The organism is Candidatus Zymogenus saltonus, assembly GCA_016929395.1.
Lineage (GTDB): Bacteria > Desulfobacterota > Zymogenia > Zymogenales > Zymogenaceae > Zymogenus > Zymogenus saltonus.
Genome location: JAFGIX010000026.1, coordinates 23883 through 37396 on the forward strand (window position 1 = coordinate 23883; position 13514 = coordinate 37396).

Below are 13514 nucleotides of genomic sequence, written 5' to 3' on the forward strand. Positions count from 1 at the left end.
CCCCCTAAAATACCTCGCCCCCTTTTTTGCCCTTGAGCAGGTGGTAGAAACAGAAATCCACAAATCTCCTCGGAGAAAACTTTATAAGGACGAGGTGGATGAACTTTGCGTATATGCCCGGGACGTAGAGGAACTTCCCCTTCTCGAAGGCCTTTATCGCCTTTTTCGCCACCCACTCCGGCGTAACGAGACCGGTGATCCAGTAGGCCCTGATCTTCTTAGGGATCCCCTCGTGCCTCAGGAGCGCGGTATCCGCGTACGGGGGATTTAACGTGCAGACGGTTACCCCGGTTCCCTTGAGCTCCACCCTCATCCCCCGGCTCCAGCTGAGAAGGCCCGCCTTCGTCATGCCGTACATATTCTTGAAAGGCACCGGCTGAAACGACGACACGCTGCACGTGTTAAAGACCACCCCGCTTCCCCTCTTAACCATGTCGTTTACGAAGAGGTAGCTTAGCCTCATCGGGACGTAAAGGTTGAGCGTAAATACCTTCATCTGGAGCTCCCAGTCTATCTCCCACGATTTCCCGTAACAGAGAGTTCCGGCGTTGTTGACAAGCGCGTAGACTTCCCCCACCTCGGCCTTTACGTCCTTGTGGAGTTTTTCCGGGGCGCCCTTCTCTGTCAGGTCGGTCGTGAAGGTCCAAACCTCGATTCCATATTTTCCCTTTAGCTCCTTTTCAAAATCCTCGAGGATCTTCTTCTCCGAGGGGAGGGCCGTAACTGCGAGATTTGCCCCCTTCACCGCAAACTGCTCCGCCAGAGCCCTCCCGATCCCCGAAGACGCACCGGTTATCAGTACCTTCTTGCCATTAAAGTCGTGTTTTTTCATTATTCCACCTTACATTAATGCTCAATAAAAAATGGTCTTTACTGCTCGATATTCATAGTCACATCACCTAAAGCCAAAAATGAAAATTTCCTTCTCAAAAGGATACTTCCAAAAGGCGGAAAAGTCAATCCGCGAAGACAAGCTATATTTATTAAAAACAACGACCTCACTATTGACATTGCACTTTGAAACCTATATATTTTGCATTAGAGTTTTTTAAAGAACAGAAGACCCAAAGGATAGGGATGGAACGGGCGCAGAAAAAAGACGTGGTGATAACGATCCTCTACGACAACAACCCACTGGATGACATCTTCCAAAACAGCTGCGGCAAATGGGGATTCTCATGTTGCATCTTCGGGCTCGATGACGTAATCGTCTTTGACACCGGCGCAGATGACGGGCTGATGTTGAGAAACATGAAGGAGGCGGGGATCGATCCGCTGGAGATCGACACCGTCGTCCTGTCCCACGGCCACTGGGACCACATAGGTGGTCTTGAAAGCCTACTCAGGGCCAATCCGGACGTTACGATCTACATGCCTGCATCTCTTGCCGAGGAGTTGAATGAGGGGTGCGTAGACTACGGCGCCGATGTAATCGAGGTTACGGCATCCATGGAAATAATGGAAGACGTGCACCTGATAACCGGGATGCACGGAAAAATCGATGAGATATCCATGGCGCTGAACACAAAAAACGGCCTCATCCTCGTCACCGGCTGCGCCCATGCCGGGATAGATAACATCCTGGAGAAGGCGACGGATGTTTTAGACCCCGAACTCCTTCTCGTCGCCCTGGGCGGCTACCACACCATGAAGATGGACAAGGAAGAGGTCAAAAACATCATATCGAAGCTCAAGAGGCTCGGCCTGAAGTACGTAGCCCCGTGCCACTGCACCGGGGAGGAAGCGATGAAGCTCTTCAGAAGCGCCTTCGGAGACAACTTCATCAAGGCCGGCTCCGGCTTAGAGCTGAGGAGCGAAGACCTCAAGTAGTGAATTTCCCGTTTCATAAAACCTCCCTGATTTTTATCAAACCCGATTTTCTATAAAATCGACTGACCCGTTATGGCGTTAAGAATTTCTATCGATGGAGACGGCGAAGTAATTCATTAGAAACAGATCGCAAAACTAATCAAGACCGTTTTTCCAAACCCGGGATGCTTCCAACCTGTAAGGCTTCCTTTATACACCCGATATGGCACGGTTTTAAAAAATGTCTTAGATTATTTGCAAATTTCGGAACGAAATAATATAATAGAGGTAATAATTCTTCCGAGTTCATTGGAAAGCCTTCAAGGCACGAAGCGGAAAATGTGCGATCAATATCTGGATTAATCTAAAAACATATAAACCCATTGGGAGATCAAGCATGAAAAGATATAGATTACTTTTATACCTCCTTTCCATAGTAATCCCGGCGGCGATCTTTATCGCCGCAGGCTGCCTACCGCCGCCCAACTACTACGGCTCTCCCTCCCCCGGAGGCTCACCCACCACAAACACGGGGGTCTGTTTTTCCGGCGGCTACGTTGGAATCAGGACCGACATCTTCAACCTCCTTAACAACGAACGCCAGAGCCGGGGCCTGTCCCAGCTGAGCTGCGATGCGACCTTAAGCAACATCGCCCAGGCCCATGCCGAGGATATGAACCGCAGAAACTACTTCAGCCACGTAACCCCTGAGGGAAAAACCCATACCGATCGCATCAGGGAGGGGGGCTCCACATATACCTACGTCGGGGAAAACCTCGCCTACGGCCAGAACTCGGGAAGGGAGGTCGTCAACAAGTGGATGAACTCCCCGCCCCACATGGAGAACATCTTGAGGAGAGAATTCACCACTATGGGAATCGGGGCATCGGGGAAATACTACTGTCTGATCCTGGCAAAATAGCAAAGGACTGAGTTAAAGTCCGGCTCAAAAAAAATCAAGCGGGGGAATATTTAGCTTTAGAAATACTCCCCCTTTTTTTGTCAATCTTTTCCTTGAAATAAAAAAAAACGAGTGATATTGTATACCTGGTTTTGTCACATCATACATATCATATAATATATTTTTAGGAGGAATAGATGAAGATAATGGATGAGGAGGTAAAACTCAGGGGCGTCAAGGGTGACGTGACGATCAAGAGGCTCGACGAGGGGGGATCTCCGAGGATAACGGCAAAGTGGGAGATCGATCTCGCATACGGACTCGGCTACATGCACGGACACGACAGGCAGGTCCAGCTCTGGCTCATGAAGCTCATCGGCTGGGGGCGGGCCTCCGAGACCCTCGACGGCTCCGATGAGCTGGTCGCAATCGACAAATACATGCGGTGGATAGACATGGGGGGGGACGCCAAGAAGGAGCTGAAGAGCCTCGAATTTAATGCGAAAAAATATATAGAGGCTTACTGCAAGGGGGTAAACGACGCCGTCAAAGACACCAAGAAGCCCTTCGAGTTCAAGATGGTGGGGTACAAGCCGGACCCGTGGACGCCCGAGGACGTTGTCATTATAGGGAGGATGATCGGCTTTATCGGACTTACCCAGAGCCAGGGGAGCGTGGAGAAGCTCATCATCGAGATGATTCAGAAAGGAATCTCTGTCCCTAAAATCAAGGATCTCTTTACCAACCTGACCGACAAGCCGACCAAAGAGTACCTCGATATCTTAAAAAAGGTCAAGGTAGACCCACCGATAATACCCCCCGACGTTAATTGGTTTTCGGCGGTGCCCTCCTTTCACGCCAGCAACAACTGGGCCGTCTCCCCTAAGAAGACCGCATCGGGCAAGCCAATCCTGGCGGGAGACCCTCACCTCGAATCCAACCGGCTCCCCTCGATCTGGTACGAGGCGGAGATGGTCGCCGGAGACGTCGTCATGATGGGAGCTACTCTCCCGGGGACCCCCTTTCTGGGGGTGGGACGGTGCAGGGATATTGCCTGGGCGGTTACCTTTGCTTTCATGGATGTGGTCGACTACTTCATCGAGGAAGTCAAGGGAGGTAAATACCGCCGCGGCAACAAATGGCACGACTTTACCGTCAGGGAGGAGATCATCAGGCCGAAGAAGAAAAAACCCGTCACCGTCAAATATTACGAGAACGACATAGGCGTCCTGGAGGGGATGCCTGACGAGGACGGCTACTACCTCAACTACGCCTGGTCGGCGAGGAGGGGATGCATAGCAGAGTCCCTCAACAGCCTCTTAAAGGTCATCAAGTCCAAGAGCGTCTCCGAGGCAATGAAGCTCTTCGAAAACATGTATTTTGCGGTGTTCAACTGGGTCTGCGCCGACAGGAAGGGGAACATCGGCTACCAGATGAGCGGGCTCTTCCCGAAAAAGGCGGACGGCACGTCGGGGCTTCTGCCCTACCTCGCCTGGGACAAGAAGCAGCACTGGGGAAAACCGGTCAGCCCCAAGCTGTTCCCCAGCCAGTACAACCCGAAGGAGGGATTTATCGCCACCGCCAACGAGGATGCAAACCATCTGGGGAAGGTGAAGATCCAGAACATGCCTATGGCGAGCTACCGCAGGGACAGGATCGCCCAGATATTGAAAGATGGGAAGGACCTGACCGTGGATGACATAAAGAAGATGCACTACGACACATACTCGACCCAGGCCGAGAGGTTCATGAAGGTGATCGGGCCGCTTCTCCCCAACAAGAAAAACGGCAGGATACTCAAGGAGTGGGACCTGAGATACGAGGTTGACTCCCTGGGGGCGACCCTCTTCGAGAGGGTATACGAGGAGCTGATGAATATCGTCTTCGGCGAAAACGGTCTGGGAGTGGACGTGGTCAAGTACGCCCTTACCGAGACCGGGATATTCAACGACTTTTACGGCTTCTTCGACGAGGTGCTCCTCAAGAAAAAGTCGGCCTGGTTCGGAGACATGGAGAGGGACGATATATATAAATTGGCGATCGAGAGGGGCCTCAAGAAGAAGGCGGTCCGCTACGGGAAGGTACACTCCATCATGATGACAAACCTCTTCTTTGCCGGAAAGCTCCCGAAGTTCCTCGGGTTCGACCAAGGCCCCTTCGAGCTGATCGGAAACCGCGCCACCATTCCCCAGGGGCAGATATTCAGGGAGGCGGGAAGGGACACCACCTTCATGCCATCCTACAGGATGGTCTGCGACATGGCGGAGGACACGCTCCACACGAACTACCCCGGTGGTGCCTCGGACAGGAGGTTCTCGAAGTATTACAAATCGGATGTCGAGGCCTATTTTACGGGTAAATACAAGGTTTTGAAATTTGATCGTTAGAAGGAGACCGAGCCCGGGCGCTATTTGTGGTAAAAAGCAAATTTGGGATTCACGGGGATGATATTCAACAAAAAGAGGATAACCGTTACAGTAAAGCCGTACGGACTGGTGAAAAACTACGTGGAGGGGGGGACCTTCGAACTCAAGGAGGGGGCAAGGCTCAAGAAGCTTTTGAGAAAATCCGGGGCGGCGGGCCTTTCCTTCCCCCTGATCTTGATGATCAACGGCGAGAGGGTAAATCCCTCCCACAGCTTAAGCGACGGAGACGAGGTGAAGCTCCTGAATGTGGTGGGTGGGGGCTAATTTATCGACACAATAAGATTATTTAATTCATTTAGAAGGAAATAGCAGATGTTTGACAGAGAGTTGAAGAGTCTGGGGATTCCGGCAAAGGTCCTTATAACCTTCTTTCTCTTGGTTATCGGGACCGGGTATCTTTCCGCGGTCTACGCCATATACGAGACCCACAGGCTCGCCGACGGAAAGGAGCCGCTGACGATGGGCGACATCGTTCTAACCTACTACGGCGACAGGGAGACAACCCTCCTCGGCTCCAAGAGCCTGGGAACGATGAAGACCTATTACGAATCGGATGATGACATCGACAAGGTCTTAAACTGGATAAAGTCGGGGGCGGACAGGATCGCCTACGAGAAAACAGTGGCCCCGATATTTACAAAGAGCTGCGTCTCTTGCCACTCGTCGAGGGGAAGCGAGAGCGGCTCCCCGCTGACGACTTTCGAGGAGGTGGTGAAATACGCGGAGGTCAATAAGGGGGTCGCCTTTGCGCGCCTCTCCACCCTCTCCCACACCCATCTGATCACCCACAGCCTGATGTTCTTCCTTCTCTCTTTGATTTTCCTGATGAGCTCGGTAAAGGACAGGTGGAAGACTCTCCTCTTCATCTTATCTTTCGGGGCGATCTTCTGCGATGTCGCCTGCTGGTGGCTCTCGAAGCTGTCTCCCGTTTTCTCCTACGGAACGGTGATCTTCGGCTCTGTCCTGGGGATAACCTTTCTCTTTTACTTCTTCAGGCCCCTTTACGAGATGTGGCTGAAAAAGAAATAACATACTATCGTTAAACCGGCCCTTCGCTGATTCGAGGGGCCTTTTTTATTTCGAGGGGAATTTTATTAATCGCCCAGGCGGCGAATGAGTATTTTTGCCGAATGGGGGGGTCAGCAGGCGAATTGAAATGACTTGAATTGCCCCCGCTCATCTGGCATAATCGGAAGTGAAATTAAACCTTTTTTTGCGTCTCTTCCACTGCCTTGACACTATCTATCAAAAGCAAGATACTGAGCTCGTTTTTCTGGGTGGGAATAAGCACGTTTCTGTCGAGGGCGTCCACCATCCTCGCAACGCTGATCCTTGCGGGACTGCTCGTCCCGGACGACTTCGGGGTCGTAGCCGTAGCAAACGTAATAACCGCAAGCCTGGGGCTTTTTCGCGACCTCGGGATGAACCAGGCCCTGATATATCAGAAGGAGCATATCGAAGAGGCCGCGGACACCTCCATGATCCTGAGCGTCTCGGTAAGCGTGATCCTATTTCTAATTGGGTATTTCCTGGCCGGACCCGCCGCCCTCTTCTTTAAAAACCCGGCGGTGAAGGACGTTGTTCAGGTGCTCTCCTTTACTCTTGTCATCTCCTCATTCTCTTCCATACCATCATCGCTCTTGGAAAAGGAGATGGACTTCAGGAAGAGGGCGCTTCCGGAGGTAGCCTCCTTTTTCACCTACTTCGCAGTATCGTTGATCCTGGCCCTCAACGGCTTCGCCTACTGGAGCATAGTCTTAGGCTACACGGCGCTCTCCATCGTGAACCTGATCGTCGTCTTTATCGTGTCGCCCTGGCACCCCACCCTCAAACTTCACCGACACATGGTCTCCGAGATGTTCGGCTTCGGGAAATACGTCATGTCGAACACCGTCATAGTCTTCATCCTGAAAAACATCGACGATTTCTCCCTCGGAAGAATTATGGGGACGGTCTCCCTCGGCTTCTACTCACTGGCCTACAGGATAGCCAACGTCCCCGCCACCCAGATAACCCACATGGTCTCAAAGGTCGTATTTCCCGCCATGATGCAGATGAGCGAAGACTCCCAAAGAGTAAAGGATTTTCACCTGAAGACGTTCTACTACCTGAGCATAGTGAATATTCCGCTGGCGATCGGGATAATATGTTTCGCGCCCCCGTTCTTTCACATTTTTTACGGGACGAAATGGGACGCCGCAATCATCCCCACCCAGATATTGGCGATATACGGCCTGACGAGGGGACTTTTCTCCTCGACTACGTCGGTCTTTATGACCTTGGGCAGGATAAGAGAGATCTTCCTGTTTCAGCTGTGTCATCTTATATTGCTGGCCGTCCTGATCTATCCGGTCATTACCCTTTATAAAATCGTGGGACTCTCTATCCTCCTCTCTCTTTTAAATATCGCCAATGCCGTCGTTATAATTATGAGGATGGAAAATTTCCTCGGCGGAGTCACGGTAAGCTCCCTGAAGCACCTCATCTACCCATCCGTCATATCAATCATCGCCATAGTAGTCCCATTCAAGGCATGGACCGTGCTCGTGGGCGATCTAAACGTATTTTCATTTTTCATTCTCATCGGCCTCTCCGGCCTGATCTACACGATCGCTGTCTTCAAGAGGGACGCCGAGCTCATCGACCTGATCAGGAACTCCCTGAAGGGGACTATAGGAAATGGGTAGAACCTGGAGTCTGTGTTTGTAGATATTTGAAATTTGACATATAAGGCCCCGTTATCTATACTTGATTGAGGGAGTCCCTTTTATAAGTTGCCCTGATATACTTACTATTTCTCAAGACCTGATCCGGGAACAAACGACATGAAAGAGTTTCTTAAATCGTTCACCAAAATAGCCAAGAAGACGGGCGATTTTCTGTCGAAGATCGGCGCCTGGATCGAGAAGATGACGGACATCAATCCGGAGCTGATGAAGGATTTTCTTATCACCCTTATCATCATCCTCTTTCTCTACTTTCTTCGCAAGGTGGTCTTGAGAATAGCCTTTAGGAGGATAAAGGACGTCCGCATCCAATATCAGTGGCGCAAGGTCTCCACCTACGTCTCCGTGCTCTTCGGGATAATATTGATAGGCAGGGTGTGGTTCGAGGCGTTCCAGTCCCTGGCGACCTTTCTGGGTCTCCTCTCCGCCGGACTTGCCATCGCCCTAAGAGACCCGGTCGCCAACTTCGGCGGCTGGATCTTCATCCTATGGCGGCGTCCCTTCGAGGCGGGGGATAGAATACAGATTGGGGATTTCGCCGGAGATGTAATTGACATCAGGATATTCCAGTTCACGCTTATGGAGATAGGAAACTGGGTCGACGCCGACCAGAGCACCGGCAGGGTTATCCACATCCCGAACGGCAAGGTGTTCACCGAGATGCTGGCGAACTACAGCAAGGGATTCCAGTATATCTGGAACGAGATGCCCGTCCTGATCACATTTGAGAGCAACTGGCGGAGGGCGAAGGAGATACTGCTTGCTATCGCCAACAAGGAGGCGGAGTTTCTGACCCAATCGGCCGAGAGGAGGATCAAGAGGGCCGCGAAAAAGTTCCTCCTCTTTTACTCGATACTGACCCCGATAGTCTATACCAGCGTTAAGGAGTGCGGAGTGCTTTTGACGATACGCTACCTCTGCGAGCCGAGAAAGCGACGCAGCACCGAACACGAAATCTGGGAGGACATCCTCGTGGAGTTTGCCAAGTGCGAGGATATAGACTTCGCCTACCCGACACAGCGGTTCTACAGCAACATACACGAAGGTAAGCCCTTGACGAGACCGCCGGATTTGGGGAAAAAGTAGTAGGGCTGTCTCTCTGCAGAGGCGGCGGGGAACTATGCTGTCATTCCCGACCTGATCGGGAATCCAGTGAATATCAAGACTGGATTCCCGTTTTCACGGGAATGACAGATATATGGATTCCCGTTTCTCAAGGGAATGATAACTTATTGTTTCTTCGCTGTCCCCTACCCCACTGACAAGCTGGAGCTTGCCTGTGGAACCCGGCCGTTTTTTTATCGTATTAACCCGATTGCTTCGTCGCTAAAGCTCCTCGCAATGACAATGAAAATATATTTTGTCATTCCATGCAAACAACTTCGCATACTGTCATTCCAAGCACAATCAGGAATTAGACTGTCATTCCCGACTTGATCGGGCACTATACCGTCATTCCCGACCAGATCGGGCACTATACCGTCATTCCCGACTCGATCGTGAATCCAGTAGATATTAAGTCTGGATTCCCGCTTCCCAAGGGAATGACACTTTATCCCTCTTCCGCCAAACCATCTATTAAACCTCTTCCAACTTTGACGTATATAGAGCATAAACAAATATGCCACGCGGCACATCGCCATGTGGCATATGAAAATTTAGTAACAGCCCTTCCTTCCCATCCCTTCCCTACTCTCTCACATCTTCAATTCCCCGGCAGGATCCCGACAACCTACAGCCCCAGGTCCTCCTTGAGGAACTTGCTCCCCTCCTCCGGCAGCACGATGTCGCCCCCCTCCTTCGGCAGGAAGTCCGGCTTGAAGCACTCTATTACGGTCTCGTAGGAGTTGCCAGTCGCTATTCCGCCGGTTTCCGGATCGACGCGGGCAAAGACGACCCCCTCCGGTATCGGAAATACTTTGACCGGCATATCCTTTACGGCCTCCTTCATGTAGTAGAGCCAGATGGGTGCCGCGGCCTTCGCCCCGGTCTCGTACCTTCCGAGGGTCTTCTCGTCGTCAAAGCCCACCCAGACACTTGTGGTAAGCTGGGGGATGAATCCCATAAACCAGGCATCGATATAATCGTTGGTGGTTCCGGTTTTGCCCGCCGTGGGTCTCCCCAGGGCCTTGACCCTGGTCCCCGTTCCGGACTGGACGACGCTCTCCATAAGGCTCGTTATGATGTAGGCGGTCTCCGGACTGATGACCGGCTCCGATTTTGGGAGGTTCTCCTCGATGACGTTTCCGTCACGGTCTACGACCTTGGTTACGAATATAGGTATCGGCCTGTTTCCGCCGTTATTGAACACCGAGAAGGCGTTTGTCATCTCCATGGGCGAGACGCCGCTGGCGCCCAGGGCGATGGATGGAACGGCGGCCAGGGGTGAGGTTATCCCCAGCTTCTTTGCGTAATCGACCACGTAATCCGGCCCGATGTCAAATACTATCTTCACCGAGACGACGTTCCTCGAGAGCATCAGTGCGCGCCTTAAGGTCGTGGGGCCGTAAAACTTGCCGTCGTAGTTCTTCGGCTTCCAGACGCCCTTCCTGGAATATTTGTCCTTGTATATTACGGGGGAGTCGTAGATAACTGTTGCGGGGGTGTAGCCCTTGTCCAGGGCCGCGGCGTAGATTATAGGCTTGAAGGACGACCCAGGCTGTCTTCTGGACTGGATGGCGCGGTTAAATTCGCTCCTGTTGAAATCGTAACCGCCCACGAGGACCCTGACATAACCGGTATCCGGCTCCATCGACACAACGGCCCCCTCTACCTGAGGATCCTGGTCGAGGGCGAGGCGATAGGTACCCTTGTCGGAAATCCTCTCGAGGACTTTTACCAGAATGACGTCCCCCTTGGAAAGGGCTGAGGAGGGATTAGAGATACTTACATAGGGCGTTGCGGGATTGAACTTCCTCGCCCAGCTCATGTTTGCCAGGGCGATCGTCCCGCTGTTGTTTCCTAGGTTTACTGACACGACTTTATTGGAGTCATCCACCTTCGTGACGATCCCCCTGTAGGTCAGACCGTCGACAAGGGGCTCCTCGCCGTATTTGTCTTTCAATTTCTCTATATAGTTTTCGGCATCTTCGTCCTGAAGGTTGTCCAGAGCGCCCCGATACCCCTGTCTCTTGTCCAGCTCTTTCAGTCCCTTCTTCAACCCCTCCCTCGCGTATCCCTGCATATCAGCGTCTACAGTAGTGTATACGGAAAGCCCCTCCCTGTAGAGGGCGGTGGAACCGTATTTCTTTTCGATGTAGCGGCGCACGTGCTCTACAAAATAGGGACATTTCTTCCTTGTGGGATTGGAGTACCTCTTAAGCTCAATAGGTGTATTTAGGGTCTCCTCCATTATCTCCTTTGTGATGTACTTCTCGCTCATCATCCTTGAGAGGACGTATCTCTGACGATCCTTTGCGAGCTCCCAGTGGTTGTAAGGCGAAAACCGCTCCGGCGACTTTGTAAGCCCGGCCAGAAGCGTACACTCCGCGAGGTTAAGCTCCTCGACCGGTTTCCCGAAATATGACTCCGAAGCCGCCTCCACGCCGAAGGCCCCATATCCTAGATAAATCTGGTTGAGATAGAGGTAGAGTATCTCCTCCTTTGTGAGATAATTCTCGATCCTGTATGCCAGAATCGCCTCCTTTATCTTCCTGGAGATGTCAACGGTAGGGGTCAAAAGGAGGGTCTTTATCAACTGCTGTGTGATGGTACTCCCGCCCTCCACAACCTTTCCGGCCTGGATGTTGTGAATAAAGGCCCGGATGATTCCGCTTATGTCTATCCCCGGGTGCTCGAAGAAGTCGTCGTCCTCGGCGGCGACAAAGGCCAGAACGAGCATTTTCGGAATCTTTTCGTATTTGACCACCGTTCTCCGCTCAACGAAGTATTCACCGATAAGCTGGCCGTCGTAGGCGTAGACCTTTGTGATGATGCTGGGCCTGAAATCTTTAAGTGCGGTAACGCTCGGCAGGTCCTTGGAAAAGTAGTAATAGGTCCCCAGAGAGACGGTGGTAACCAGAAACATGAACACAGCAGTGATCGTCAGGAAGATGACTATCGCCATCCTCCTCTTCTGATACTTGGTTTCGGAGAGCATCAGGAGGCTCTCCTCTGATGTCTTATATCGACGTTTCATTTTTTAAGAAATTATTCAGTTACTTTTCAAGTTTACGTTATTGTTCTTTAGACAACGGGACGGATAAAAGTTCCCCTTTTTAAGTCAAATTTTAAGTTAAAGCATCTTCTGCACAAAGGCCTCTTCTCGAATCTGCTCCAGCCACTTGTTGAAGAGCTGAATCTTCCTTTGGTTTGTCAATATATCCACTATGTCCGCCCTTACGTCTTCCACCTTGACTCCGCCCGGGATAGGCTTTGTGTCGGTCAATTTAAAGATAAGAAAAGCCATCGGCGTCGCCAAAACCTCGCTCACCTCGCCAACCTTCATAATCTTCAATCTCATCGAAAAACCTGCCCCTACATCTTTCGGTTGGATGAAGCCCATATCCCCCCCCTCAGGGGCGTCGGGGGCCTTGGAATGCTTTTTCGCCAGCTCGGCGAAGTCCGCTCCGCCCACGGCCATCCTCCTTATCTCGTCCATCTGATTTCTCAAAGATAAAAGCTCTTTTGACGTCACATCAGCCGGTATTGGGATAACAATCTCGCTTACCCTATACTGCTTCAAGTCAGCGAATTCAGACTCGTGTTCTTTGAAGTAGTTCTGAATCTCCTCTTCGGTCACGATGATGTGAGCTCCTATTTTCTTCGATACAAGCTTCTGCTTCTTTATTGAATACTCCTTCTCCTTCTTGTAGTCAGAGAAGTTCAAGTTTTCCTTTGCAAGCCTCTCCAAGAGCTCCGTCTTGGTCAAGCCGTATATCGCCATCTCCTGCTCTATAGCCGATTCTATCTCTTTATCCTTGACTACAATACCGTATTTCTCCACCTCCTGGTCAAGAATTTTCTTGCGAATGAGCTGCTCCAGCACGATTTCCCTCGCCTCCTTGACGGTCATGCCGTTTTCGAGGACTCTATCGGGATCGCCCTTCACGTTATCCCCGCCCTCCTTCAACAACTCGCTGTAGGTTATCGTCTCATTGTTGACTATGGCGACGGCCTCGTCGGAAATCTCTTTCGGGACAGCCCAGATTGAAGAGATGCCGCACAAAAGAACCGCCGCTATTATAATCGAGATTGTTTTCATATCCAAATTCCTCCGTTTCTAACATGCAATTTAGAAATTTAAAATAACCAAAACCCCTTTAACTCCCCCATATATAACTGCCTTAAAATATAAAAAACCTTGCCCTTTAAGCAGGTTGAAATGATCCTTCGGTTAAAAATAAATCAGGGCTTTGCCTCCGAAAAAAAAATGTGCCACTTGTCTATTTTGGTGTCCTCCCGGCCCCCATCATTACGTTAAAAAATTCCCAAAAAAGCCGATAGACTTCTCAATAATCGTCGGCTTCAGGCACTCCCGTCCTATATAACCTTGCCCCTACTGCAACATATTATACACCATCATCCCCACAGCCTAACAGGATCGACTCCTTCATCAAATACCATCATCCCCACAGCCTAACAGGATCGACCCCCCCATCAAATACCATCATCCCCACAGCCTAACAGGATCGACCCCCCCATCAAATACCA

At 51.2% G+C, this 13514-nt stretch carries 10 protein-coding genes; 7 read left to right on the forward strand and 3 right to left on the reverse strand.

Annotation, left to right across the window (positions count from 1 at the left end):
• Nucleotides 1–4 precede the first annotated feature (4 nt).
• Nucleotides 5–832 carry an SDR family NAD(P)-dependent oxidoreductase gene (locus tag JW984_05390; protein ID MBN1572615.1) on the reverse strand — a complete coding sequence of 276 codons (828 nt, stop codon included), beginning with the start codon at nucleotides 830–832 and terminating at the stop codon, nucleotides 5–7.
• Between the two features lie 245 nt (nucleotides 833–1077).
• Here JW984_05390 and JW984_05395 point away from each other — a divergent pair, with 245 nt between their 5' ends.
• From JW984_05395 to JW984_05425, 7 genes are all read left to right on the forward strand, one after another.
• Nucleotides 1078–1830: an MBL fold metallo-hydrolase gene (locus JW984_05395; GenBank protein ID MBN1572616.1), complete on the forward strand. Its 753-nt coding sequence runs from the start codon at nucleotides 1078–1080 to the stop codon at nucleotides 1828–1830.
• Nucleotides 1831–2206: 376 nt separating this feature from the next.
• Nucleotides 2207–2731 (forward strand): CAP domain-containing protein, encoded by a 525-nt coding sequence (locus tag JW984_05400; protein MBN1572617.1) that lies wholly within the window; start codon nucleotides 2207–2209, stop codon nucleotides 2729–2731.
• 176 nt (nucleotides 2732–2907) lie between these two features.
• On the forward strand, nucleotides 2908–5097 hold the full coding sequence (locus tag JW984_05405; GenBank protein MBN1572618.1) for a penicillin acylase family protein: 2190 nt from the start codon (nucleotides 2908–2910) through the stop codon (nucleotides 5095–5097).
• A gap of 57 nt (nucleotides 5098–5154) precedes the next feature.
• Nucleotides 5155–5400: a MoaD/ThiS family protein gene (locus tag JW984_05410; protein ID MBN1572619.1), complete on the forward strand. Its 246-nt coding sequence runs from the start codon at nucleotides 5155–5157 to the stop codon at nucleotides 5398–5400.
• Nucleotides 5401–5448: 48 nt separating this feature from the next.
• Nucleotides 5449–6165 carry a hypothetical protein gene (locus JW984_05415; GenBank protein ID MBN1572620.1) on the forward strand — a complete coding sequence of 239 codons (717 nt, stop codon included), beginning with the start codon at nucleotides 5449–5451 and terminating at the stop codon, nucleotides 6163–6165.
• 203 nt (nucleotides 6166–6368) lie between these two features.
• Nucleotides 6369–7823: a lipopolysaccharide biosynthesis protein gene (locus JW984_05420; GenBank protein MBN1572621.1), complete on the forward strand. Its 1455-nt coding sequence runs from the start codon at nucleotides 6369–6371 to the stop codon at nucleotides 7821–7823.
• 138 nt (nucleotides 7824–7961) lie between these two features.
• Nucleotides 7962–8948, forward strand: coding sequence for a mechanosensitive ion channel (locus tag JW984_05425; GenBank protein MBN1572622.1), 987 nt, complete (start codon nucleotides 7962–7964; stop codon nucleotides 8946–8948).
• A gap of 646 nt (nucleotides 8949–9594) precedes the next feature.
• Here the strand turns inward: JW984_05425 and JW984_05430 are convergent.
• Both JW984_05430 and JW984_05435 read right to left on the reverse strand, forming a co-directional pair.
• Complete coding sequence (locus JW984_05430; GenBank protein ID MBN1572623.1) at nucleotides 9595–12000, reverse strand: PBP1A family penicillin-binding protein; 2406 nt, start codon at nucleotides 11998–12000, stop codon at nucleotides 9595–9597.
• Nucleotides 12001–12096: 96 nt separating this feature from the next.
• On the reverse strand, nucleotides 12097–13065 hold the full coding sequence (locus JW984_05435) for a SurA N-terminal domain-containing protein (GenBank protein ID MBN1572624.1): 969 nt from the start codon (nucleotides 13063–13065) through the stop codon (nucleotides 12097–12099).
• Nucleotides 13066–13514 lie beyond the last annotated feature (449 nt).